This window comes from Pseudomonas sp. MF09150, from assembly GCF_059862355.1.
This window is the reverse complement of sequence record NZ_JCBCUS010000006.1, coordinates 73,698-98,605: the sequence shown is the minus strand read 5'-3', so window position 1 is coordinate 98,605 and position 24,908 is coordinate 73,698. Positions and strand designations below refer to the sequence as shown.

The 24,908-nt window shown below is 65.8% G+C and carries 15 protein-coding genes; 4 read left to right on the top strand and 11 right to left on the bottom strand.

Going from position 1 to position 24,908, the window contains the following annotated elements; genetic code table 11:
• The first annotated feature begins 1 nt into the window (after window position 1).
• The 3 genes from AC19YX_RS21835 to AC19YX_RS21825 are packed head-to-tail and all read left to right on the top strand — an operon-like array spanning window position 2 to window position 5,110.
• Window positions 2–1,276, top strand: coding sequence for an EAL domain-containing response regulator (locus AC19YX_RS21835; RefSeq protein WP_201131492.1), 1,275 nt, complete (start codon window positions 2–4; stop codon window positions 1,274–1,276).
• Between the two features lie 5 nt (window positions 1,277–1,281).
• Window positions 1,282–4,401, top strand: a complete 3,120-nt coding sequence (locus tag AC19YX_RS21830) for a hybrid sensor histidine kinase/response regulator (protein ID WP_500606992.1) — start codon at window positions 1,282–1,284, stop codon at window positions 4,399–4,401.
• 55 nt (window positions 4,402–4,456) lie between these two features.
• Window positions 4,457–5,110 carry a response regulator gene (locus tag AC19YX_RS21825; protein WP_078468764.1) on the top strand — a complete coding sequence of 218 codons (654 nt, stop codon included), beginning with the start codon at window positions 4,457–4,459 and terminating at the stop codon, window positions 5,108–5,110.
• 26 nt (window positions 5,111–5,136) lie between these two features.
• Here AC19YX_RS21825 and AC19YX_RS21820 read toward each other — a convergent pair whose 3' ends face one another.
• From AC19YX_RS21820 to AC19YX_RS21795, 6 genes are all read right to left on the bottom strand, one after another.
• On the bottom strand, window positions 5,137–5,325 hold the full coding sequence (locus tag AC19YX_RS21820; protein ID WP_020297025.1) for a hypothetical protein: 189 nt from the start codon (window positions 5,323–5,325) through the stop codon (window positions 5,137–5,139).
• Entirely contained in the window at window positions 5,322–9,269 is a 3,948-nt protein-coding gene (locus tag AC19YX_RS21815) for an RHS repeat-associated core domain-containing protein (protein WP_500606991.1), read from the bottom strand. The genes AC19YX_RS21820 and AC19YX_RS21815 overlap by 4 nt, the downstream gene beginning before the upstream one ends.
• Window positions 9,270–9,315: 46 nt before the next feature.
• Window positions 9,316–11,385 carry a type VI secretion system Vgr family protein gene (gene tssI, locus AC19YX_RS21810; protein ID WP_078468762.1) on the bottom strand — a complete coding sequence of 690 codons (2,070 nt, stop codon included), beginning with the start codon at window positions 11,383–11,385 and terminating at the stop codon, window positions 9,316–9,318.
• Window positions 11,386–11,573: 188 nt separating this feature from the next.
• A complete protein-coding gene (locus tag AC19YX_RS21805; protein WP_500606990.1) occupies window positions 11,574–12,914 on the bottom strand; it encodes an MFS transporter in 1,341 nt (446 codons plus the stop codon).
• A gap of 42 nt (window positions 12,915–12,956) precedes the next feature.
• Window positions 12,957–14,486 (bottom strand): class I adenylate-forming enzyme family protein, encoded by a 1,530-nt coding sequence (locus AC19YX_RS21800; RefSeq protein ID WP_500606989.1) that lies wholly within the window; start codon window positions 14,484–14,486, stop codon window positions 12,957–12,959.
• A 2-nt stretch (window positions 14,487–14,488) separates the two neighbouring features.
• Entirely contained in the window at window positions 14,489–15,667 is a 1,179-nt protein-coding gene (locus AC19YX_RS21795) for an acetyl-CoA acetyltransferase (protein WP_078468759.1), read from the bottom strand.
• 149 nt (window positions 15,668–15,816) lie between these two features.
• On the opposite strand from AC19YX_RS21795, the gene AC19YX_RS21790 reads away from it, so the two are divergent.
• Window positions 15,817–16,389 carry a LuxR C-terminal-related transcriptional regulator gene (locus AC19YX_RS21790; protein WP_500606988.1) on the top strand — a complete coding sequence of 191 codons (573 nt, stop codon included), beginning with the start codon at window positions 15,817–15,819 and terminating at the stop codon, window positions 16,387–16,389.
• A 33-nt stretch (window positions 16,390–16,422) separates the two neighbouring features.
• On the opposite strand, the gene AC19YX_RS21785 is transcribed toward AC19YX_RS21790, so the two are convergent.
• The 5 genes from AC19YX_RS21785 to cobW form a co-directional block, all read right to left on the bottom strand.
• Window positions 16,423–18,069 carry a phospholipase D-like domain-containing protein gene (locus AC19YX_RS21785; RefSeq protein ID WP_500606987.1) on the bottom strand — a complete coding sequence of 549 codons (1,647 nt, stop codon included), beginning with the start codon at window positions 18,067–18,069 and terminating at the stop codon, window positions 16,423–16,425.
• Between the two features lie 187 nt (window positions 18,070–18,256).
• Complete coding sequence (locus AC19YX_RS21780; RefSeq protein WP_500607172.1) at window positions 18,257–18,943, bottom strand: vWA domain-containing protein; 687 nt, start codon at window positions 18,941–18,943, stop codon at window positions 18,257–18,259.
• Entirely contained in the window at window positions 18,925–19,932 is a 1,008-nt protein-coding gene (locus tag AC19YX_RS21775; RefSeq protein ID WP_500606986.1) for a magnesium chelatase ATPase subunit I, read from the bottom strand. Before AC19YX_RS21775 ends, AC19YX_RS21780 begins: the two co-directional genes overlap by 19 nt.
• A 105-nt stretch (window positions 19,933–20,037) precedes the next feature.
• The gene (gene cobN / locus AC19YX_RS21770) at window positions 20,038–23,808 is read right to left on the bottom strand and encodes a cobaltochelatase subunit CobN (protein WP_500606985.1); all 3,771 of its coding nucleotides are present in this window, start codon (window positions 23,806–23,808) and stop codon (window positions 20,038–20,040) included.
• A gap of 3 nt (window positions 23,809–23,811) precedes the next feature.
• Window positions 23,812–24,885: a cobalamin biosynthesis protein CobW gene (cobW, locus tag AC19YX_RS21765; RefSeq protein WP_020296890.1), complete on the bottom strand. Its 1,074-nt coding sequence runs from the start codon at window positions 24,883–24,885 to the stop codon at window positions 23,812–23,814.
• Window positions 24,886–24,908: the final 23 nt, after the last annotated feature.

Genomic DNA, 24,908 nt, shown 5'->3' with positions numbered 1-24,908 from the left:
CATGCCCAAGACAATCCGTGTTCTGGTACTGGACGACCACCCGATCCAGTGCCTGCGGGTCAAGCGCTTGCTGGAAGAGGCAGGGTTTGGCACCGTGCACACGACCCTCGACGCCCGCCAGGCCCTGGCCCTGTTGCACCAGCAGGAATACGACCTGGTGCTGGTGGACCTGCACATGCCGGAGATGGACGGCGTGCAATTCATCGACGCCCTGAGCGGTATGCCACGGGCACCGATCCTGGCTATCGTCTCGTCCTGCTCAAGGCGCCTGATGAACAGCGTCGGCCTGATGGCCAAGGAGAAAGGCCTGGCGGTACTGGGCACCTTCCCCAAACCGCTGGACGCCGGCCACGTGCAGCAGATCTGCACCATCATCAGCACCGGCCAGCGCGCCGGCACGCGGCTCAAGCCCGAGCACGAGCCGGTGTTCGAGCGCCAGGTGCTGGAGCGGGCCATCGCCCGCCGCGAACTGCAGGCGCGCTTCCAGCCACGCCGCTCGCTGGCCAGCGGCAAGATCATCGGCGCCGAAGCCCTGGTGCGCTGGAACAACCCGTCCTTCGGTTTGTTGATGCCGGACTCGTTCCTGGCGTCCATTACCCGGCACCGGCTGGATCGCGCGCTGCTGTTCCTGATGCTCGACGACGCGATCGAGGCGCAGAAGCACTGGCACGCCCTGGGCCACCGCATCACGGTATCGGTGAACCTGCCCACCGGGCTGCTGGATGATCCCGACCTGCCGGACCACCTGCAACAGATGACCGCCCGCGCCGGCCTGGCCACCCGCGACATCTGCTTCGAATTGCTGGAAACCGAACGCCCACTGTCGCCCGGGCAATACCACATGGGCGCCAGTCGCTTGCGGCTGAAGGGTTTCGGCCTGGCTCAGGACGACTTCGGCATGGGCTACAGTTCGATGTACAGCCTGATTTCGACGCCTTTTACCGAGATGAAAATCGACCGCCACTTCGTCAACGGCGCAGCAGCCGACGAAGCCCGGGCCGCGGCGCTGGTGGCAGCGGTGCAACTGGGTCGGCAATTGGGCCTGGAAGTGGTTGCCGAAGGCGTGGAGTCAGGACGTGACCTGGAGTTTCTGCGGCTTATTGGCTGTGACAGCGCCCAGGGTTATCTTATTTCCGCGGCATTGGAGCTGGACGCTTTCTCGCAGTTGCTGGGATGCAGTGTACCGCCACCTTTCTCTCCACCCACCCGGGCCGCTTTCCCTACTCCATGCCAAACCTCCCGCTACGACGCATCGCGCGAAACTCTCGACGACTGAACCTGGTGCTGTTCGGCGTCCTGCCACTGCTGCTGATCATGTCCGGTGCCCTGCTCTGGGGTTTCCAGCGGATCATCAGCCAGGAGCAGGAGCGCATCAGCATCGACTTCACCCTGCAGAGCCGCTACATGGACGAGCAGCAGGCGCTGCTCACCCGCCTGCAGCAGGCGCACATCCTCGACTACAGCGACCCGCAGCAGAATTCGCCGTGGATCTTCCACGCCATGGACGACCAGCAGATACCCGGCGCGACCCTGTACCAGGGCACGCCTTCGCCGGTCGATACGCCGTTCACCCTGATCTGCCAGGATCTCAAGTCCTGCCCTCTGCAAAGCAGCCGGGCCGCAGGGTTCGGGCGCTACCTGGCCGACCTCTATTCCAGTTTCTGGGTGCGTTCGAGCTTTCCCGCCTCGGGCCTGCTGGTGGTGGATGCAGAACCGGGCACCAGCTACACCGTGCCCACGGTCGGCAACCGCCGCCCCAACCTGTCGGCGCCCCTGACCCAGGCGGCGATGGCCGCGATCCGCGCCGATGCCGCGAGCGCCGACCGCATCCGCTGGATCGGCCTGCAGGGCTACCCCGACCATGTGATCGCCTACCTGCCCTTGCGTCACGCCGCGAGCGGCAGCCCCGGCACCTATGCCGCGACCCTGATCAGCCGCGAGCGAATCAATATTTTTTCCCGGGTGCTGCAACGTGGCGTCTACGACGCCCATTGGCTGGTCGGCCGGGAGGATGGCCTGCTGCTGGGTCCGGCGCCGTACCCGAGCGGGGTCGGCCCCGGGGTCAATTATCGGGCTGACGGGCTGGTGTTCCGGGTCGACGCCACCAACGGGGCCTGGACCGGTTACTACATCCTGTCCTACCCCAGCCTGTTCTTCGGCCACTATTGGCTGCTGGCAAGCATCATCGCCCTGCTGTCACTCAGCCCGCTGGCCGGCTGGGCCTATGTGCGCCGCTACAACCGACGGGTGATCGCACCGGCGCAACAGGCCCACCGGCAACTGATGGAAAGCGACCAGTTCAGTCGTACCCTGCTGGAAACCACCCCAGTGGCGCTCTGCGTGTTCAGCCGCGACGAACGCCGGATCGTCTTCGCCAACACCCTGGCCTTCAAGTGGTTCGACACCCAGGTCGGCCAGAGCCTGCACGACAGCGGACTGGAGCAACCGCTGCTGGAGCGGCTCAGCCGCGCCACGCAACCGGGCACCATCGAAAACCACCGCGCCCACGATGGCCGCTCGTTCTATATCGCCTTTGCCCCGACCCGCTACCACGACCAGGATGTGGTGGTCTGTGCCTTCGCCGACCTCAGTGCAAGGGCGCAAATGGAACAGGAGCTGACCCAGGCCAAGCACGCCGCCGACCGGGCCAACGGCGCCAAGTCGGTGTTCCTGGCAACCATGAGCCACGAAATCCGCACCCCGCTCTATGGGGTCCTCGGCTCGCTGGAACTGATGGGGCTGACCGACCTCGACCCCGAACAGCGCCAGTTGCTCGAACGCATCCAGGTGTCCTCCGGGCTGCTGTTGCAGATCATCAGCGACATTCTCGACATCACCCGGATCGAGTCCGGCCAACTGGCCCTGGGCGGGCAGTCGTTCGACCCCCGGGAGCTGGTCCAGGGCTGTACCGGGGCCTTTATCGACAGTGCCCGGAACAAGGACCTGCTGCTGTTTTCCTGCGTCGATCCGCAACTGCCCCAGGCGCTGCTGGGGGATCCGGTGCGGATCCGCCAGATCCTCACCAACCTGATCAGCAACGCCATCAAGTTCACCCTCTCCGGGCACGTCATCGTCCGCGCCCGTGCCGAGCCCGGGAGCGATGGCCAGGTGCTGATGACCCTGCAAGTGGTGGACACCGGCATCGGCATCGGCCAGGAAGAGCAGCAACAGCTGTTCACCCCCTTCTATCAGATCGACGCCCACTCCCACACCGTGCATGGTGCCGGGCTGGGCCTGTCGATCTGCGCCAAACTGGCGGCGATGATGGGCAGTGAAATCCGCCTGACCAGCGCGCTGGGGCTGGGCAGCAGTTTCTCCATGAGCCTCGAGCTGCCGCTGGCCGGCACCAGCACCGCGCCACGCCAGCCGGACCTGGCCGGTGCACGAATCTACGTGCACAGCCCCCATCACGAACTGACCGGCAACCTCTGCCAATGGCTCAATCGCTGGGGCGCCGAGGCCACGTCCCTGGAAGGCGCGGCGCTCGACGGGGTCGGCCCGGGCATTCTGCTGCGCATGTTCGACGCCCCCGGCGGCCGCGCCGAGGCCCTCGCCGGCCTGACTGAAATCGTCCTCGACGGGCAACGGACCGGCCCCGGGGCCAGCCTGGCCGATGCCTGTGATTTCAGCGCCATCGGCTTTCTGCTGGAGCGCAAGCTGCGTGGTGAACCCGAGCCCGGGCCGACCGGCCGGGCCGCGGGCCTGCAACCGCTGAACAGCCTGCCGCCGCTTCGCCTGAACGTGCTGGTCGCCGAAGACAACCCGATCAACCAGGCGACCCTCAGCCACCAGCTCAAGCAATTGGGCTGCCACAGCACCCTGGCCGCCGACGGCGCCGAGGCCCTCGACCTGTGGCGGATCGGCGACTACGACCTGCTGCTGACCGACGTCAACATGCCGCGCATGAGCGGCTATGAGCTCACCACCCGCATTCGCGCGGGCGGCGATGACCGACCGGTGATCGGCGTCACCGCCAACGCCATGTGCGAGGAGGAAGCACGCTGCCGGGCCTGCGGCATGGACGCCTGGCTGGTCAAGCCGGTGCAGTTGCAGACGCTGTGGGCCAGCCTGTCCCAACTCAGCGGCCTCGACACCGAGCAGTGCATCCCGTTGTTCGAGGAACCGCCCGGCCTGCCCAGCGACCTGCGGCAAATCTTCATCAGCACCATGACCGTGGATATCCAGACCTTGCGCCAGGCACTCGACGAACAGGATTACGACCGCATCTTCGAGCTGCTGCACCGGGTTCGCGGCTCCCTCGCGGTGGCCGGCTACGAGGCGCTGATCGAGCAGCTCGAGCGTTTCGGGAATGACCTGCGGGAGGCCGGTTTGACGCCCTCCACCCACGCGCATAGCCTGACTCTGCTGCACGCCCTGGAGCGGATCAGCCTGCCCGACTGAAACTCTGCCACTTATCCTCTACCGTGCATTTCTTCTGAAAATGGATCGTGTCCACATGAAAAAAATCCGCGTTGCACTGGCCGACGATCATCCACTGGTACTGGCTGCCGTCAGCAGCCTGCTGAACAGCACCGCCCACTACGAGGTGGTGGCGGCAGTCACTACCCCCAGCGCCCTGATCCAACAGTTGGCGGACGACCCGAGCATCGATGTGGTGATCACCGACTATTTCATGGAGGGCGATGAAAAATTCGGCGACGGGATTCGCCTGGTGACCTACCTCATCCGCCACTTCCCGCGGGTCCAGGTGCTGGTCCTGACCATGATGTCGAACCCGATGATCGTCGCCACCCTGTACGACATCGGCGTGCGCTCGGTGCTGCTCAAGCGCCACGACATGAGCGAGCTGCTCAGCGCCCTGGACAACGTCCGGCGCGGGCGTGTGCACTACCCGCCCGACCTTGAGTACAACGAGCAGCACAACGGCCCGGTGCGTTCGATGGCCGAGGGCCTGAGCAGCCTCACGCCCAAGGAATACGAGGTGCTGCGCCACTTCGTGCGTGGCGAATCGATGATGCAGATCGCCGCCAACCTCAAGCGCAGCATCAAGACCGTCAGCGCACAGAAGATCTCGGCGATCCGCAAGCTGAACCTGGACAGCGACCAGGCCCTGGTCGCGTTCTGCCTGGAGTCCGGCGCGTTCCAGTGAGCGTGCGGCCCGGGCCCGGGCCGTGCTCATTCATCCAGGTAGTTGTCCTTGATGCCCCTGGACCGGCGGTACAGGTACAACCCGACCCGCAGCGCCACCAGCAGCAGGCAGAAGGCCCCGACCACCAGCCAGGTCTCGCCGAAATACTGGGTCAGTACGTTGTACAAAAGAGCCAGCGGGATGAAGATCGCCGTCATCAACAGCATGCGTTTCATTGTTCCTGGCACTCCTCTTCTTCGTCTTTCAACGGACACTTGACCACTTGTTTTGCGCCTTGCCAGGCAATCTGGGTGCCGACGGCACTTTTGATTTTCGAGGAATGGGCCGCTTTGCGCGCAGCCAGTTTGGCGGCGCGGTTCGCGGTATTGGCGGCCTGGCCATTCAGGGTCTTGAGGGCCTTGGCCGAGGTCAGCACGTTCTTGCCGGTAGTGAGCATACCCGGGGCCACGGTGCTCACGGCCCCCGATACCGCCACATGCTTCCAGTTGATGTCGATGCACTTCCACTTGATATCAGTGAGTTCGCGGTCGTTGTCCCAGTTGTCCTTGACCTGCCCCAGCACCTGCTTGCCCGCCTGCACCCCCAGCTCGATGCCGGCACCGATCACCCCGCGCAGGGCGAAGGCGCCGATCACCAGCAAGGGCACGAACAGACCCGTCGGATCGTAGGCCACCGAGGGCACGTTCAACGCATAGACGTACAGGTTAGGCCCGCCCCGCAGGCCGATCGGGTCCTGGGTCGCATAGCGCCCCAGTTCCGGCAGGTAGTAGCGATAGCGGTTGTAGTAGAGGTCGCTTTCCAGGTCGTGATACTGGCCCTGGAAACGCAGCGGCTGGTCGGTGGAACCGCTTTGCCCGGTTATCGCGCGCCAGTCGTCGGCCTCGGCCTGCCACAGGGTACGGCCCTGCTCGTCACTCAGGCGCAGCGGGGTGCCGATATGGTCGGTGTGAAAGAAGCCGATACGCGGTGCGCCCAACGCCGGGAAGCACTGCGCCGGCAGCGGTTGGTCTTCGGCCGCCATGGCTTGGCGCACCTGCAACAGTTCCGGGCTGTCGGGCTCGCAGTCCTGCTCCAGGCGCAGCCACGGCACACTGGCCCCGGGCTCGTAGACCGTGGTGCGCAGGCGTTGGCCAAAGGCTTCGGCGCACTGGCGATCGCCGTCCCAGCCGAAGCGCACGGTGTATTCCTGCTCGCCTTCGCGCACGGTCTTGGCAATGCGCCGCGACAGGCCGTCATAGCGATAGCGCGCCTCGACCCGAACCCCATCGGCGCGCCAGCGCACCAGGTGGACCAGGCGATGAGCACCGTCGTAGGCCAGTTGCAGGCGGTTGCCATCGGCGTCGATGCGCTCCAGCAGGTTGCCGGCGCCGTCGTAGCGGTAGCGGCTACCGCCGAACGCTTCGACCCGATTGCCCAGGCTGCCGACCGCGGACTGCGGCCCGGCCTGGGACGCACTGTCGGTGTGCACATAACCCGAGCGGTACAACTCGTTGTGCAGGCTGGTGCTGCTGTGTTGCGCCGCCGGGGTCGGGGCCTCGCTGTCGAAACGGTTGCCCGCCGGGTCGAAAGCGTAGCGCTGGGGCGTCCCGTCGCTGCGCTGGCTGGCCACCAGGCGGCCGCTGCGGTCGTAGTCATAACGCCGGTTCGGGCGCAGGTTTTCATCGATGCCGGTCAGTTGCCCCAGGGCGTCGTATTGATAGCTGCGCCGCCAGTCATCGCCCGCCGCCAGGGTCAATTGGCTATGGGTCAGGCGTCCCAGGCGGTCGTAGCGGCGCTCGAGGTTGAACAACGCCTCGGGCTGGCCCTTGAGCCGGCCGTCGCGGCGGGTTTCACGGTGCAGGGCGTCGCGCTCGAACGCCAGCTCGGCCTGGGCCACCAGCACCCCGTGCACATGGCCGGGGCCGTAGGTCAACCAGTTGACCTCGGGGGCATCGCCAAAACGGCTGCTCTGGCGCGCGCCCAGTTCGTCATGGCGGTGCGCGACGCTGTAGACCCAGCCGTCGGCGTGGATCTGGTTTTCCAGGCACAGATTTCCCGCCTCGTCATAGGCAAAGCGCAGTTCGCAATCCGCGCCCTTGACCCCGGCCAGGCGCCCGTCGGCCAGCCAGCGGTAATGCTGGCTGCTCGCCGGCGCGCTGGCGGTGGCCGGCAGGTGACAGCTCAGCAGACGCCCGTCGAGGTTGTAGGCGTAGGTGGTCTCGCGCTCGTCGGCATCGACCCGCGCCACCAATTCATCGGCGGCGTTGTAGCGGTAGCGCTGGCAGCGCCCGTCGAAGCCGGTTTCCTGCACCAGACGGTCCAGCAGGTCATAGGCAAAATGCGCCTGGGCGCCATTTTCATTGGTCAGCATGACCAGACGTCCGGCTTCGTCGTAGCGGTAATGCTGCTCATGCCCGGCAGCATCGGTGACGCAGGTCAGGCGTTCGGCGCGGTCCCAGAAGAACTGGGTGAAGTGCCCGTCGCCATCGGCCATATGGGTCTGGCGCCCCTGGGCATCGTAGCGGTACTTGAGCTGGGTGCCGTCGGCCATGGACAGGCCCGTGACCTGGCCCAGGTGATCGTAGCCACGGCGGGTGACCTGGCCCAGGGCATCGGTTTCGGCCAGCAACTGGCCTTCGCCATCGTATTCGCAGGTCCGGGTCTGGCCCGAGCAGTCGGTGACACTGGCCAGCAGGCCGAGGCGGTTCCAAGTCAGGCGCTTGATGCCGCCCCTGGCATCCACCACCTGGGTGGGCCGGTCCGGCAGCGCCGGGTCGTCGTAGGCATAGCGGGTGATGCCTGCCGGCCCCTGGACGCTGAGCAACCGGGCACTGGCGTCATGCTTGAGCAGCCACTGGCGACCCATGCTGTCGATCAGTTCCTTGAGCAGCCCGGTTTCGTCGTCGATGCTTTTGCGGAATCGGGTCTTGCCCGGGGTCTGTTCTTCCAGCACCCGGCCCTGGCCATCGAGTCGACGGCGGAACTCGCGGCCCAGTGGATCGCGGATCAGCACCAGGCGCCCGAACATGTCGTACTCGAACTCGGTACGGCTGCCATCGGCACGCACCAGGGCGGTCCAGCGCTGCTCGCCGCCGCTGCCGCTGAACTCGTAACGCTCGGTACGGCCCAGGCTGTCGACCACCTCGGTGGCCTCGCGCTGGTAACGGAACTCGCGGGTCAGGCCGTCGGTTTCACTTTGCTTGAGCACCCGGCCGTGGGGCTGGTGCAGGTCCCAGGTGTAGCGCACTTCCAGGCCGCCCGGCTCACCGTGGGCCACCAGGATGTGGTTGTGCCAGGCAAACACCCGGACCACTTCGCCGAGGCGGTTGCGCACCGCCACCAGGTCGCCGCTGTCGTTGAACTGGTAGCGCACCAGCCAGTCGAGGCGGCGGCTTTGCAGGTCCAGGTCGGCCGGTACCGGGCCGTCGACATTGGCCAGGATCACCCCCTGCAGACGCACCCCGTCATCCCCCGGCGACGGTTCGCAACAGCTCTGGTAGACCAGGGCGTAACTGCGTCCGGCACTGTCGCGGATGCTGGTCAGCAGGCCGCTCTGGCTCCAGCCGAACTCGGTGCGGTAGCCACTGCGGCCGAATGTGGCGTGCAGGCGCCAGACACCGTCGGCCTGGCGCTGGAAATGCAGGTAGCTGGTGTCGACCAACAGCAGCACGGCACCCTCGTCGGCGGCCAGCGCCTCCGGCACCGCGGCCCAGCGCCCCTTCCACGGCTGAACGGCCGGTCCTTCCTGCGGGGCGCCGCCCCGACGCAGCCACAGGCGCTCGGTACCGGAGTAGAACACCGCCCCCGGCGCCAGGGCCGGAAAGCTGATGCGCCGGCCCTGGGCGTCAATCAGCACACAGGCGGTCGGGCTCAGCTCCAGGTGCATGCTCTCCCCCGGCAGCCACCAGCCCTGGCCGAGCCGGCTGATGCGCGGGTTGCTCGACAGGTAGCCGCGACCGAAGGTGAAGGTGTCCGGCGCGGCGAGGGCGAAGTCGACTTCCTCGGGCAGCAGCTTGCAGCCCAGCATCGGGTTCACCGGCTGGCCGACATTGGGCACGCAGGCCGACACCCGGTCGGCGATGCCGACCCCGGACGCGCCGACATGCACCGTTGGCGAGCCGGTGGCGATCACACCGCCGGAAACCTTTTCGCCAACGTGGGAAACGGGAAGACCGCTCATCTATCTGTCCATCCTTGAGGTCTGTGGGACCGTTTGCGTGAGGCTGCTAGCAGTTGATATCGACGTTCGGCGAGAGAATCTCGATCTCCGAGGGCGTGATGCGGATCGTGCTCTGGCCGCAGGTCAGGCGGATCTCCTTGTCGGCCGTGAGTTCGATGGTCTGGCTGCCGAGCTTGAGGCTCTTGCCGTCCAGGGTGATGGTCGAGCCATCGTCGCTGCCGCCCACCGCCAGGTGATAGCTTTCACCGGCCGAGATCACGTTTTTCTTGCCGATCTGGGTGGTCTGGTTCAGGCCGACAAAGGTGTTCATCATCATGCCGACGTTGAGGCTGTAGCCGAGCCCGACGTTTTCCATGCGGCCCATGCCGACGTTCTGCAGCGAGGCCATGAGAATGGTCTCGGACTTGTTCATGCCGATCAGCACCGTCTCGTTCAGGTCCACGGTCTTCTTGCGGTTGGCGTGGACCGTGATGGTCTCGTTGTTGTCCACGGTTTCGGTGCGGTCCCGGTGGACGTGCACGGTCTCGTCGCGGTCGATGGTTTTCGCACGGTCGCGGCCCACCCAGTGGGTTTCGTCGTTCTCGACCTCGATGTCCTGGTTCTTCTCGGCATGGATAAACAGCTGCTCCTCGCCCTTCTTGTCCTCCATGCGGATTTCATTGAAGTTGGCCGGCGTGCCGCCCTTGCTTGAACGGCTCTTGATCCCGCTCTGGGTGGCGTTGGCCGGCAGGTCGTAGGGCACCGTCTGCTCAGCGTTGTACACCCGGCCGGTGATGATCGGGCGGTCGGGGTCGCCTTCGAGGAAGCTGACGATCACTTCCTGGCCGATGCGTGGAATGTGCATCGCGCCCCAGTTCTTGCCGGCCCAGCTTTGCGAGACGCGGATCCAGCATGAGCTGTTTTCATCCGAGCGATCGTGGCGATCCCAGTAGAAATGCACCTTCACCCGGCCGAATTTATCGGTCCAGATTTCCTCGCCGGCGGGGCCCACCACCATCGCCGTCTGCGGGCCGCGCACCAGGGGTTGCGGGGTCAGCGGCAGCGGACGGAAGACCTGGGTGGCGTCGATGCAATCCAGGGTGCTTTCAAACTGAAAATCGCCATCGGCGGCGCCCGATTCGTAGGCCTCCTGGCTGATCCGGTAACGGGCGGTGGCCACCAGGTACTCGCGGTTCTGGTCGAGCCGGGGGTAGCCGGTCAGGCTGAACAGATGCCCGCTGCCAATGCCCCGGGCGTTGCCGTGCATGACAATGCGCTCGTACTGGGTCTGGATCGCTTCGATGCGGTTGCGCGCGTACTGCTCGCCGTCCTCGGCCTGCACGTATTCGCCGGGGTAGTCGTACAGCGGGTAGTCGCCGTTGCTGTGGGGGCGCGGCACCGTGGAGCGCACTTCCAAACGGGTGCTGGGGCGCTGGAAATCGTAATCGCTGAGCTCCAGGGAGCCGGGCTGCACCTCGTGGTCCAGGTGCCAGTCGAAGATGTGGTCGCGCTCGCGGATCCGGTCCTTGAGCGGGTAGTACGGCACGCTGGCGTAACCGGGCGCAGTGCTGTGGGCGCCGTAGTCGTCGGCCAGCACCAGCACATGGCGCCCCGCCTCATGGCGGAAGAAATAGTAGATGCCCTCCTGCTCCAGCAGGCGGCTGACGAAATCGAAGGCGGTCTCGCGGTACTGCACGCAGTATTCCCACTCGCGGTAGGTGCGGGTCAGGGCGTCTTCGAAGTCGGTGAAGCCCAGGTCGCGAAACACCTGCATGACGATGTCCGGCACCGTGCGGTTCTGGAAGATCCGGCAATCGGAGGTGCGGCTCAGCAGCCACAGCCAGGGCCGGACCGACAGCCGATAACCGGCAAATTGCCCACTGCCGGCAGTCTGCCCGCAGCGGCTGACAATGCCGTGGAAGTAGCGCAGGGAGCCGTCGTATTGCTCGATGGACAGGCTCACCGGCTGGCCGAGCAAGGCGTTCAGCGGCAACGAATGGTGTTTGGAAACCAGCGCCAGCTCGTATTCGAAGGGACGGCCCAGGGCTTCATTGCCATCCATTCGGTCGAGTTGCAGGACATCGGCGCCCAACGGGCTGATGAGCTTGACCACTCGGGCCTGCTGAGTGAGATTCATTGCGATCCTTGCCTGACGATGAGGGACGGTACCCTGTAGGTCCGCGGACCCAGGGTGCACCCAAACCCGCATTATTCAGAATGCACGGACCCAGCGCCAGATTTATAACCACATCGACCAGGAAGAATCTGAAGACAATCAAGGATTTGTGACTCAGGCCGCAGGCGCGGCCCGAGTCCGGCAGGTCTTCAGCGCACCGGGGTCAGCAACGCACCGGGGGCCGGGGCGAAAGGCGGTTCGGCGCTGGCCGCGCGGGCCACAAAGTCGTCCTGGCGCAGTACCACCAGGGCAATCAGCGACACCACGCCGGTGCCGATGTAGAAGTACCAGGGCGACGTGATGTCACCGGTGAGCTTGATCAGCCAGGTGGAAATCAGCGGCGCGCTGCCGCCAAACACTGCCACCGGGATGTTGTAGGCCACCGCGATGCCCGTGGAGCGGATCCGCGTCGGCAACAGTTCGCTCATCAGGGCGTAGGTCGAGGAAGCGTAAAGCCCGAACAGAATCGCCACCGCCATCAGCGGGAAGAAAAACGAGGTGGGCGTCGCGGTCGGGGCCGACTTGAAGAACCAGAACATCGCCAGCGTGGCCAGGGTCCCGACCACCAGCAAAAACGGCTTGCGTCCGTAGCGGTCGGTAAAGGCCCCGCCGAACGGCATGACGAACGCCGCCGAGAAGCTGGCGACGAACACGTACAACAGGGTGGTGCCACTGTCGAACTTGAGGATGCTCGACATGTAGGTCGAGGCGAAGGTCAGCACCAGGTAAAAGATCGAGCTGTGCAAGGTGATGATGAAGAACACCAGGGCAATCGCCCGCTTCCATTGCCAGACCTCACGCAGCGGCGCCTTGGACGTTTGTCCGGCGCGTTGCAGGGCCAGGAACTCGGGGCTGTCCTCGAGCCGCAGGCGGATGTACATCGAGACCAGGCCCAGGGGCGCGGCAATCAGAAACGGAATGCGCCAGCCCCAGGCCTGCATCAGGTCCGCGCCCAGGGCCCAGGTCATGCCATTGGCCACCGCCCCGCCCAGCAACAGCCCGAGCACCGCGGTGACCATCAGCCAGCAGGTGGCAAACCCACGGCGCCCGGGCCCGGCGTACTCGGAAATAAAGCTGGTGATGGTGCCGATCTCGCCACCGGCCGAGAAGCCCTGCACGCAGCGAATCAACACCAGGATGATCGGCGCGGCGATCCCGATCGAGGCATAGGTCGGCAACAGCCCCAGCAGGCAGGTGGAGCCGGCCATCATCACCAGTACCGTGATCAGGGTCTTGCGCCGGCCGATCTTGTCCGCCAGCGGACCGAAAAACAGACCACCCAGGGGCCGGATGAAAAAGCTCAGGGCAAAGGCGGCGAAGCTCGCCAGCAGGCTGGTGGTCGGGTCGTCGGAGACAAAAAATGCCTTGCCGATGTACACCGCGAGAAAGCCGTAGACGCCGTAGTCGTACCACTCGATAAGGTGCCCCGACGTGGCACCGATAAACGCCCGGCGCCGTTGCCGGGCCGGGTTTTTCTGTTGCAGATCCATTGTGTGGACTCCTGTCTTGTCGCTATCCATGAAAAACACGCCTCAAGGCGTCACTGAAACGCTTACCGCCTCCATCAACGACAGACGCAGTTCGGTCTTGAGGATCTTGCCGTAACTGTTGCGGGGTAATTCTTTGCGAAACACGTACTTTGTCGGCTTCTTGAACGAGGCCATGCGCTGCACAAACCAGGCGTTGAGTTGCTGTTGATCAAGCACCGCGCCGTCGCGCGCAACGACGAAGGCTACCACCGACTCGCCCCATTGCGGGTGCGGCTCACCCACCACGCAAACTTCAAACACCGCCGGGTGCTGGGCCAGCACCTCCTCCACCTCACGCGGGTAGATGTTGCTGCCACCGGAAATGATCACATCCTTGGAGCGATCGGTCAGGGTCAGGTAACCCGCGCAGTCGAGGTAGCCGATGTCCCCGGTCAACAACCAGCCCTGCACCAGGGCCTCGCGGGTGGCCCGCGCATTGCGCCAGTAACCGAGCATCACCGTGGCGCCGCGCACGGCGATTTCACCGGGCTGGCCAGCGGGCAGCGGCGCGCCCTGAGGGTCGCGAATGCTGATTTCGACGCACGAGTGGGCACGCCCCACCGACGCCGCCAGGGCCGCCCAGTCGGCGCGGTCGCAGTCGGCGATCAGTTCGCGGGGCAAGGCGCTGATGGTCATCGGGCTTTCGCCCTGGCCGTAGATCTGCACCAGTCGCGGGCCAAAGGTGGCGAGGGCTTCGCGCAAGTCCGCGAGGTACATCGGGGCTCCGCCGTAGACGATGGTCTTGATCCCCGCCCCGGCATAACCCTGGGCCCGCGCCTGCTCGACCATGCGTTTGACCATGGTCGGCGCGGCAAACAGGCTGACCTGCCCCAGCTCACTGGCCAGGGCGAACAGCTCCTCGGCCTTGAACCCGCGGGACTCGGGCACCACATGCCGCGCACCGCAGCGCACATGAATAAAGTTGTACAGCCCGGCGCCGTGGGACATCGGCGCGGCATAGACCACCGCATCCCCGGCGGCTACCGGGTCGACATCGATCGGGTAGCACAGGGACATGGCGCTGAGGTTGCCGTGGGACAGCATCACCCCCTTGGAGCGCCCGGTGGTGCCGGAGGTGTAGAACAGCCACGCCAGGTCCTCGGACTGGCGCGCGCATGGGCTGTTAAGGGGCTCGGCCAGCGGCCCGCAGGCGCTCAGGGCCAGCTCCCGGCACGGCGGCGTCAGCGCCTGGGGCTCGAACACCTGACCGTCATCGGTGAAGATCAGCCGCGCCTGGGCGTTGTCGGCGATCCACGCGGCTTCGGCCGGGTGCAGCCGGCTATTGATCGGCACCGCCACTGCGCCCGCCCACCAGATGGCATACAGCAACTCCAGGTAGTGGCAGCTGTTTTTCATGAACAAGGCGACACGCTCGCCCGGCGCAATACCGTGCTGCTGCACCAGCTCGGCCGCACGCTGCGCGGCGTGCGCGGCAAAGGTGCGATAGTCGGCCACTGCCCGCGCGCCGCTGAACAACGCCGGGCGCTCGGGCCAGCGACGACCGGCATCCAGTAACCAGTTGGCGATATTCATGCTCAGGCCCTGAGTGCCTGAAGCACCGAGGCATAGTTGGCCACCGCCATGCCACCCATGTTGAACACCAGCCCGAACTCCGGGCCCGGCACGGCGATCCCGATTGGCTCGCCGGTCAGTTGGCGGAACGCCAGGGCGTGCATTGACACCCCGGTCGCGCCCACCGGATGCCCCTTGGCCTTGAGGCCGCCGGACAGGTTTACCGGCAGGCGGCCACCGGCGCGGACGATGCCGTCGTCCAGGGCCCGATGCCCCTCGCCCTTGGGCGCCAGTCCCATGGCTTCATAAATCAGCAGTTCGGCGATGGTGAAGCAATCGTGGACCTCGGCAAAGCTCAGGTCGGTCAAGGTCAGGCTGGCCCCGCGCAGCGCCGAGTGAATCGCCCGCTGCGGGCCCTCGAAGGCCAGCAGGTCGCGCTGGGCGATCGGCAGAAAGTCATTGACCTGGGTCGCGGCGCGAATCAGCACATCACGCCGAAACAGCCGGGCGCGCTTGGACGAGGCCAGCACAATGGCCGCCGCGCCGTCGCTGATCAGCGAGCAATCGGTCAGGCGCAGCGATGGCGCTACATAGGGGTTGCTCTTGGACACGTTGTTGCAATGCTCGAAATCCATGACCCGGTGCATCTGCGCCAAAGGGTTGGCCATGGCGTTGGAGTGGTTTTTGGTGGCGATGGCGGCCATCGAGGCCATGGGGCACTGATAGCGATCGCGGTACTGCTCGGCGGCCAGGCCGAACAACTGGGGAAAACTCAGCCCCGCCTCTTCGACGTCGTTCTGGTAGCCGGCGCCCGCCAGGGCCTGGGTGACCTCGGCCGTGGAGTTGTGGGTCATCTTCTCGGCCCCCACCACCAGCACCAGCTCGGCGGCGCCGGAAAGGATGGCGTTGATCCCCGCCTGGATCGCCGCCGAGCCCGAAGCGCAGGCGTTCTCGCAGCGGGTGGCCGGCTTGAAGCGCAGGCCCGGGTCGGCCTGCATCAGCAAGGACGCGGGGAACGCATCGGGCACCATCCCGGCGTTGAAGTGCCCGAGGAACAGCGCATCGATCTCCGATGCATCGATGGCGGCGTCCGCCAGGGCCTCGCGGCTGACCTGAACGATCAGGTCTTCCAGGGTGCGACCGTCCAGCCGGCCAAAGGGGGTGTGTCCGGCGGCGACGATGGATACGGAATCATGGGTCATGGCGATTTTCTTCTTTGCTTGTCACAGGCATTCCTTACAATGCCTCCAGCACGAACCCCTCGCTAGTTCGTGCAACTACGTACATGGATAAGTAGCCGCGCCGGGGAGCAGCACCCCGGCTGCGAATTCACATCGAGGCAGGATGCCCAATGAACGCTTTCGCCCAACAGAAAAATGACCTTGAGCGCCTGGCATTCCAAATGTCTCCCGCCCCGCAGCTGATCACCGGCCACCGGGTGATACTCGACTGCAACGAGGCCTTCCTGCAGCTGTTCGGCTACTCCCATGAAGAACTCGTGGGCCACCTGACCCTGCTGATCTACCCCTCTCAGGCGGACTACACCACCATCGGCAACCGCAGCCGCAACTGGTTGCTCAACAGCAACAGCTGCGCCTATTCCGACGAACGCTTCATGCAGCACAAGAGCGGCGAAGTGTTCTGGGCCAAGGCCCATGGCTACACCCTGACCCTGGACGACCCGTTCAAGCTGATGATCTGGCACTTCGAGCGCATGGACCGCCCGCACCACGCCACGGTCAACCTCACACCCCGCGAACGCGAAGTGTCGATGCATATCGTCAACGGCCTGACCTGCAAGGAAGTGGCGAAGAAACTGGCGATCTCCCACCGCACGGTGGAAGTCCACCGCGCGCGGCTGATGAAAAAGCTGCAAGCCAAAAACAGTGCGGAACTGGTCTCGAAGATCATTTTCGTCAATTGAGCGGGCCCGGCCCAAGCCACGCCCTAGGCGGCCTCAGCGCCCGGCAAAGCGCAGCCGCGACAACTGGCGCAAGTCGCCCTCGCGGTAGTAATCGTCACTCCAGGCATCATCCACCGCCAATGGCTGGACCTGCTTGAGCGCCAGCTTCTTCGCGTAATAGCGAAAGCGGTAATGCTCGTAAAAACGCAGCAACTCCAGGCCGTAACGGTCCGCCAGGTCGGTGTCGCCACCGATGATCAGAAAGTTCTCGTCATTGCCATTGCTCGCGGCGGCGCTGAGGTTGTGGCTGCCGCTGATGATCACCGGCGCGTCGCTGGTGAAGTCGCTGACGATGGCCTTGGTGTGCACCAGCAAATTGCCCTTCTGGCCCTTCAGTCCTTCCTTCAGCCAGCCTTCCAGGCCGTCGTTGAGCAACGCGGTGGCGGCGAACTCGGCGCTGCGGTCGGCATGGAAACCGGTGATGCGGCTGGCGGTGTTTTGCAGGCCGTAACGCAGCACGTCGTCGTGGGGCTGGCCGAGCAAGGCGTTGAGGATCATGTCCGGCAGGGTGAATGCGGTGACGAACAGCAGGTCCTTTTTCGAGGCGTTGATGATCTCGACAAAGGCTTGCAGGTCGCCCTGCCCCGAGCGCGGGGAAAACCCGGCAAACAGCGGCGTGTCCAGCCGCATCGGGTTGTGCTGGGTCAGCCATTTGCGCGTCGCGCCGACGTCTGCCGGGGCGGCCCAGATGTGCTCGAATACCTCCAGGTAGCTCGCGGCCAGGCTGGGGTTGTCCAGCACGTGCACCACGTTGGCCTGGCGGTAGACCCCGTTGGCGGTGAAGTTGGTGCTGCCGCAGAGCACGGCGGCCGGCTGCGCCGTGCCGTTGGCGTCGAGCTGGCTGAGGACGATGAACTTGTCATGGAAAATGCTGTGGGTCACCCGCCCGCGCGCATTGGTCGGCGGCAGGTGCTGCAGATTGGCCTGATTCAGCGCCGTGTCCGCATCCCCGGGCTGGGCGTGGTACAGCACCCGCACCCTGGCGCCACGGTCGAAGGCGGCATTGACCGCGTCGATGATCGACTGCAGCTGGTATTCGTAGATCGCGATGTCCAGCGCCCAGTGCGCATCCACCGCACGTTCGATAAACCCCAGCAGCTCGCCGAGCAGGCCGTTTTCCAGCCATTGCCGGGGCGCCTCGGGCCAGGCTTCGATGGGCAGGTGCTTGTTGGCGCTGATCAGCGCATCCAGCTCGGGAAACTTGCGCGAAAACGCCTGGCTGGCGGCCACCGCTCGATTGAAGATCACCCGCTGCCCCGGCGGCAGGCCGTTATCGGCCGTGACCGTGACCTGCAGCGACTCCCCCAGTTGCGGCGCATCCGGGCTGCCATAGGCCAGGTGCACCCGGTAATCCATGGTCGCCCCGGGGGTGACCGCGTAATCGGCCCAGCGAAATTTTTGCAGCGGCGCCTGATCGCTCGGCGTGGCGTTGTACTGAGGGAAACGGTGGGCCTTGCCGGGGAAAGTCAGGCTGTTGAACAGAAACAGCCAGGGCTTGGTGGCGCTGCGCTTTTCAATGGCAAACCCGAGCAACCCCTTGCGCCGCGCGGGGTCCAGGTCCATGGCCAGCAACACCCCGTTAGTCCCGGCATAAGCCTTGACCCGAAAATCATCCTTGTCGTTACTCACCAGTACCCGCATACATTCACTCCTGTGACGGTGGACCAAGCGTAGCCCCTGAACCGCCCCCCGGCCTGCGTCCGCGACGGACACCCGTAGCCGCAGCCAGCAGGCTGCGCTGGCCAGCACCGACGCCGTGGCGTGTCAGGTGAATCACGGCGGTCGTGAGGGACAGCGCAGCCTATCAGCAGCGGCTACAGGAGTTGTGTCAGGCAGTTGGGGGCAGCAGGTCGATATGACGGTATTCGGCGCCCAGAGCAGTGGCCAGTTGCTGGGCGCGGGCGAGGCGGATGGGGCCGCGCTCGATGTCGATCAGCAATGCCGGGCAGCTGAGGGGGGTCTGCGGCGGCAGGCTTTTCAGCCGGCCGTCGGTGATAAGCAAGACCCGCTGCTGCTCTGCCGGAAAACGCCGTTGGCGCCGGGCCAGCCATTGCGCGGCTTCTTCCAGCGCCTGCAGCAAGGGCGTTCCGCCACCCGCGCCAAGCCCGTCCAGCCACTGGCGCAAATCCGCCGAAGCCTTCAAACCCTGGACCTGCCAGCTCGGTGTGCGGCCACTGGCGGTCAGCAACGCCAGCCGGGCGCGCTGGCGGTAGGCGTCGTCGAACAGTTGCGCCAGCAGCCCCTTGGCATCACTCAGCGCCGAATGCCGGCGGGTCGAGGCCGAGGCGTCGACAATCACCAGCCACAGCTCATGGGCCGTGCGACTGCGCAGGCGATACAGCAGATCCTCGCGCACCTGTGGCCGACCATTGAGCAAGGTCCCGGGCCAGTTGATCGTGCCCTCAGGCGCCGCCCGGCCCCGCCCCTGCCGTCCCTGGTCCAACCTCCCTGCCCGGGGCCTGGCATCCGCCCCCGCGGCAGAGCGAGGGCGGATGCCTAGGGCTTTTTTGGCCAGCTCGGCACTTCACGGCGCACGCCGGTGGCTTGGGCCTGGGCCGGCATTTCGCCCCATTGGCCCTGGCCCGTGGCGGCTTGCTGCTGCGTCGCGGACGGCGCCTGGGAAGATTGGGGCTGGTCTGCCGCCGCCGGCGGGGTGTCGCGACGGCGATGGCGCAACGCAAACTCGGCCACGGCGTCGATATCCTGCCCGATGATCGCCGTTGCCCCGCGCCAGGCGGCATGGGCCCGGGCCGCGCGCAACCACACCAGGTCGGCGCGCAGGCCGTCGACCCCAGCGGCGAAACAGCGCTCGGTGATCTGCGCCAGCGCCCCATCGTCCAGGGCGATCTGCCCCAGCAACTCCCGTGCGCCCTGGCAGCGCTCACGCAGCGCTACTTGCTGCGGCGCCCACTGCTCGCAGAAACCCTGGGGATCACTGTCGAAATCCAGGCGCCGACGAATGATCTGCCCGCGCTCGCTCGGCGGCGTCTGCCCACCCAGCGCCACATTCAGACCGAAGCGGTCGAGCAGTTGCGGGCGCAGCTCGCCTTCCTCCGGGTTCATGGTGCCGATCAGCACGAACTTCGCCGAATGCCGATGGGAAATGCCGTCACGCTCAATGAGGTTGGTGCCGCTGGCGGCGACGTCCAGCAACAGGTCCACCAGATGATCGGGCAGCAGGTTGACCTCATCGACGTACAGCACGCCGCCATCGGCCTTGGCCAGTACCCCGGGGGAAAACTGCGCCCGGCCCTCGCCCAGCGCGGCATCCAGATCCAGGGTGCCCACCAGCCGCTCTTCGGTCGCCCCCAGAGGCAAGGTGACAAATTGCCCGCTGGCCAATAGATCCGCCAGCCCCCGGGCCAGAGTCGACTTGGCCATGCCCCGTGGCCCTTCGATCAGCACCCCACCGATTTTCGGATCGATGGCAGTCAGGCACAGCGCCAGTTTCAGGTCATCGGCGCCAACCACGGCGGACAGCGGAAAATGTGGGGTATCGCTCATGTCGGGGTCTCGGTCAGGGCCTGGGTGCGTAAAGATTGGGGTGAGCGCTGGTTGTGTGTGGCTTGTGCCGGACAGCGCAGCCTGCGGCAGCGGCTACAGGTGCCGCTAGCTCTCTTCGATGTCCAGCAGCAGGTTTTCCAGGGCCTCGCGGTACTCGCCAGGCTCTTGCCACAGGCCACGCTGCTGGGCTTCGAGCAGGCGTTCGGTCATGTCGCGCAGGGCATGGGGGTTGTGCTGCCGGATAAACTCGCGGGTCGACGGGTCAAGCACATAGGCGTCAGCCAGCAAGGCGTATTGATGGTCATCGATCAGTTCGGTGGTGGCGTCGAAGGCGAACAGATTATCCACGGTCGCGGCCATTTCAAAAGCGCCTTTATAGCCATGGCGCTTGACCCCCTCGATCCACTTCGGATTGGCCGCCCGGGAACGGATCACCCGGTTCAACTCCTCCTTGAGGCTGCGGATTTTCGGCAGGTCCGGCTGGCTGTGGTCGCCATGGTAACTGGCGGCCTTGGCCCCGCTGAGGCTTTCCACCGCCGCCAGCATGCCGCCCTGGAACTGGTAGTAGTCGTTGGAGTCGAGCAGGTCGTGCTCGCGATTGTCCTGGTTTTGCAGCACCGCCTGCACCTGGCTCAGGCGCTGGGCGAACTGCTCCCGAGCCGCCGTGCCTTCATCACTGCCGCCATAGGCATAACCGCCCCAATTGAGGTAGACCTCGGCCAGGTCTTCGCGGCTTTGCCACAGGCGCCCATCGATGGCGCCCTGGACCCCGGCCCCATAGGCACCGGGCTTGGCCCCGAAAATCCGCCAGCCGGCCTGGCGCGCCGCCGCGTCGGCATCCAGCCCTGCCTCCAGCAGGCTCTGGCGCTCGGCGCGGACCTTGGCCGCCAGCGGGTTGAGGTCATCGGGCTCATCCAGCGCCGCCACTGCCTGCACCGCGGCATCGAACAGCCGGATCAGGTTGGCGAAGGCGTCGCGGAAGAACCCAGAGACCCGCAGGGTCACGTCGACCCGAGGCCGGTCCAGCAGGCTCAGGGGCAGGATCTCGAAGTCATCGACCCGCTGGCTGCCGGTGGCCCACACCGGGCGCACGCCCATCAGGGCCATGGCCTGGGCGATATCATCACCGCCGGTACGCATGGTCGCCGTGCCCCAGACCGAGAGCCCGAGCTGGCGCAGGTGGTCGCCGTGATCCTGCAGGTGTCGCTCAAGAATCAGATGGGCTGACTGAAAGCCGATGCGCCAGGCGGTGGTGGTCGGCAGGTTGCGCACGTCCACCGAGAAAAAATTGCGTCCGGTGGGCAGTACGTCCAGGCGCCCGCGACTCGGCGCACCACTGGGCCCGGCCGGCACGAAGCGCCCGCCCAGGGCATCCAGCAGGCCGCGCATTTCTGCCGGGCCGCAGGCATCCAGGCGCGGTGCGACCACGTCGCGCAGGCCCTCGATAATCGCCTTCACCTCTGCCCAACCCGGGTCCTCGAGTTGCTCCAGCGGCCCTTGCAGGGCACTTTCGATCAACTGTCCGGCAAACAGTTCGAGGCGCTCGCGAGTGTCCCCGGCGGTACGCCACAGCTCAGTGCTGACCTGCTGCAACAGCGGCGGCCGGCGTTCGCTCCAGGGTTCGGCCAAGGCGCAATCCAGCGGATCGAACCCCAGCTCGAAAGCCTTGGCCAGGGCCCGCAGCAGGCTCGACTGCGCGCCCCGGCCATCGCCGCGGGGGATGCGCAGCAGGGCCAGCAGGGTGTCGAGGCGCAGGCGCCCGGTGGGCGATTCGCCGAACACGTGCAGGCCGTCGCGGATCTGCGATTCCTTGAGGTCGCACAGGTAGGTGTCCAGGCGTGGCAGCCAGATCGCCGCATCGGCGTCGCTGTCGAGTTTTTCGTCGAGCTGCAATTCGCGGTCGATGCGGGTTTCCCGCACCAGCTTGAGAATGTCGCGCTGCAACTCGCGGGCACGCCGCGGGTCCAGCAGTTGGGCTTCGTAATACTCGTCGGCCAACAGCTCCAGGTCGCGCAGCGGACCATAGGTTTCGGCGCGGGTCAGGGGCGGCATCAGGTGGTCGATGATCACCGCCTGGGTCCGGCGCTTGGCCTGGGCGCCTTCCCCCGGGTCATTAACGATAAACGGGTAGATATTGGGCAGCGGCCCCAGCAATGCATCCGGCCAGCAGCTCTCGGACAGCCCGACACCCTTGCCCGGCAGCCACTCCAGGTTGCCGTGCTTGCCGACGTGAATCAGTCCGTGGGCGCCATAGGCCTGGCGCAGCCAGAAATAGAACGCCAGGTAACCGTGGGGCGGCACCAGGTCCGGGTCGTGGTAGACCGCGCTGGGGTCGACCTGATAGCCCCGGGCCGGCTGGATACCGACAAAGGTCAGGCCAAAACGCAGGCCGGCGACCATCATCCGTCCGCCGCGAAACATCGGGTCCTGTTCCGGGCTGCCCCAACGCGCTTGCACCGCCTGTCGATTGGCCTCGGGCAAGGCGTTGAACATCAGCCGGTAGTCGTCCAGCGCCAGGCTTTGCGCGCAGGGCCGCAGGTCGATGCTGTCGAGGTCATTGCTGACGCCACCGAGCAATTGCTGGATCAACGCCGTGCCGCTGGCCGGTAGCTCGGTGCTCAGCGGGTAGCCCTCGGCCTGCAAGGCGCGCAGGATATTCAGCGCCGCCGCCGGAGTATCCAGGCCGACACCATTGCCGATGCGCCCGTCGCGGGTCGGGTAGTTGGCCAGGATCAGCGCGATGCGCTTTTGCCCGTTGGGCACCCGGGCCAATTCGATCCAGCGCCGCGCCAGTTCGGCGACGAAATCCATGCGCTCGGGCTGGGCCCGGTAGCAGACCACGTCCGACTGGCTGCGCTCGCTGCGCCAGGCCAGGTCCTTGAAGCTGATGGGCCGGCTGATGATGCGCCCGTCCAGCTCGGGCAAAGCGATGTGCATCGCCAGGTCGCGCGGGCCCAGGCCTTGTTCGCTGGCGCGCCAGCCGGGTTCGTTGTCCTGGGCGCAGATGGCCTGGATCACCGGGATATTGCGCCGAAATGGCCGCAGATGCGGGGCCTCGGGGCTGGACTGGGCAAAGCCGGTGGTGTTCAGAATCACCCCGGCCTCGACTTCATCCAGCAAGTCTTCGACCACCGTCAGGCAGCCGGGCTCCTTGAGACTGGCCAGGGCAATCGGCAACGGGTTGAGCCCGGCCGCCTGCAAACGCTGGCAAAACACATCGATAAACCCGGTATTGGCCGCCTGCAGATGGGAGCGGTAAAACAGCACCGCCGCCACCGGCTGTCCGGCGTGCCAGTCGGCCTGCCAATCGCTCAGGGTCGCGGCGCTTTTATGGGGGTGGTAAATCGCCGTGCGCGGCAGGGTCTGCGGCTCGGCCCAGGCATAGTCGCGGCCCAGCAGGCTGGCGGCCAGGCAACGGTACAGATTCAGGGCGTTGTCGCGCCCGCCCTGGCGCAAGAAGTGCCACAGCCGATCGCGCGCGGCGGCCGGCACCGTGCTCAGGTCGCTGAGCTCCGGGTCCGGGCGGTCATCCCCCGGCACCAGAATCAGCTGCACCCCGCGCTCGGCCAGTTGCACCAGGCGTTCGACGCCGTAGCGCCAGTAGCCGATGCCGCCGTGCAGGGAAATCAGGATCACCTTGGCGTGACGCAGCACCTGGTCGACATACAGGTCGACCGAGGCGTGGTTCTGCACCTGCATCGGGTTGGCCAGGCGAAAGCTCGGGAAGTCGTCCGGCAACTGCTGGGCCGCTTCCGCCAGCAGCGCCAGGCTGGAGTCGCCGCTGCACAGGATCACCAGCTCGGCGGGGGTTTGTCCAAGGTCGGCAATGTTGTCATCCGACACGAAACCGCCGGGCTGGGTCCTGAGCAGGTGCATGGGTTAAACGCTGAGGGCGGCGCGCAGTTGCGCTTCGAGTTGCTCGGCGTCCAGCTCTTGGCCGATCAGCACCAGGCGCGTGGTCCGGGCCTCGTCGGCGCCCCACTGGCGGTCGAAGTGCTTGTCGAAACGGGTGCCCACGCCCTGGATCAGCAAGCGCATCGGCTTGTTGGGGATGGCGGCAAACCCCTTGACCCGCAGGATCCCGTGCTTGACCACCAGTTGGGTCAGGGCATCGAGCAGCAGGCTTTCCTCGGCTTGCGGCAGTTCGATGGAGATCGAATCGAAAGCGTCGTGATCGTGGTCGTCATGATCGGCATCGTCGCCGTCATGGTGATGGTCGTGGTGGCTGTGACGGCTGTCGATGTGTTCTTCGGAGCCAGCACCCAGGCCCAGCAACACGTCCAGCGGCAGGCGACCGCTGCTGGCTTCGATGACCTTGACCGCTGGCGGCAGTTCTTCAGCCACTTCCAGGCGTACTTTTGCCAGGTCTTCGGCGCTGATCAGGTCAGCCTTGTTGAGAATCACCAGGTCGGCGCTGGCCAGTTGGTCGGCGAACAGCTCGTGCAGCGGCGATTCGTGGTCCAGGTTGGGGTCAAGCTTGCGCTGGGCATCGACCTGGTCCGGGAAGGCGGCGAAGGTGCCGGCGGCCACGGCCGGGCTGTCGACCACGGTGATTACCGCGTCGACGGTGCAGGCGCTGCGGATTTCCGGCCACTGGAAGGCCTGGACCAGGGGTTTTGGCAGAGCCAGGCCCGAGGTTTCGATCAGGATGTGGTCAAGGTCGCCGCGCCGGGCTACCAATTCGCGCATCACCGGGAAGAATTCTTCCTGCACGGTGCAGCACAGGCAGCCGTTGGCCAGCTCGTAGACCCGGCCGCTGGCTTCTTCTTCAGTGCAGCCGATGGAGCATTGCTTGAGGATTTCACCGTCGATGCCCAGTTCGCCAAATTCGTTGACGATCACTGCGATCCGGCGCCCCTGGGCGTTGTCGAGCATGTGCCGCAGCAAGGTGGTTTTGCCCGAGCCAAGGAAGCCGGTGACGATGGTGACGGGAAGTTTGGCCAGTGTTTTCATCGGATGCCCTTTGGCAAGGTGGC

Bases quoted from the DNA above. Each gene is read 5' to 3' on its own strand.
- AC19YX_RS21835 (WP_201131492.1), top strand. From the start codon at position 2: ATGCCCAAGACAATCCGTGTTCTGGTACTGGACGACCACCCGATCCAG.
- AC19YX_RS21825 (WP_078468764.1), top strand. From the start codon at position 4,457: ATGAAAAAAATCCGCGTTGCACTGGCCGACGATCATCCACTGGTACTG.
- AC19YX_RS21820 (WP_020297025.1), bottom strand. From the start codon at position 5,325: ATGAAACGCATGCTGTTGATGACGGCGATCTTCATCCCGCTGGCTCTT.
- AC19YX_RS21815 (WP_500606991.1), bottom strand. From the start codon at position 9,269: ATGAGCGGTCTTCCCGTTTCCCACGTTGGCGAAAAGGTTTCCGGCGGT.
- tssI (WP_078468762.1), bottom strand. From the start codon at position 11,385: ATGAATCTCACTCAGCAGGCCCGAGTGGTCAAGCTCATCAGCCCGTTG.
- AC19YX_RS21805 (WP_500606990.1), bottom strand. From the start codon at position 12,914: ATGGATCTGCAACAGAAAAACCCGGCCCGGCAACGGCGCCGGGCGTTT.
- AC19YX_RS21800 (WP_500606989.1), bottom strand. From the start codon at position 14,486: ATGAATATCGCCAACTGGTTACTGGATGCCGGTCGTCGCTGGCCCGAG.
- AC19YX_RS21795 (WP_078468759.1), bottom strand. From the start codon at position 15,667: ATGACCCATGATTCCGTATCCATCGTCGCCGCCGGACACACCCCCTTT.
- AC19YX_RS21790 (WP_500606988.1), top strand. From the start codon at position 15,817: ATGAACGCTTTCGCCCAACAGAAAAATGACCTTGAGCGCCTGGCATTC.
- AC19YX_RS21785 (WP_500606987.1), bottom strand. From the start codon at position 18,069: ATGCGGGTACTGGTGAGTAACGACAAGGATGATTTTCGGGTCAAGGCT.
- AC19YX_RS21775 (WP_500606986.1), bottom strand. From the start codon at position 19,932: ATGAGCGATACCCCACATTTTCCGCTGTCCGCCGTGGTTGGCGCCGAT.
- cobN (WP_500606985.1), bottom strand. From the start codon at position 23,808: ATGCACCTGCTCAGGACCCAGCCCGGCGGTTTCGTGTCGGATGACAAC.
- cobW (WP_020296890.1), bottom strand. From the start codon at position 24,885: ATGAAAACACTGGCCAAACTTCCCGTCACCATCGTCACCGGCTTCCTT.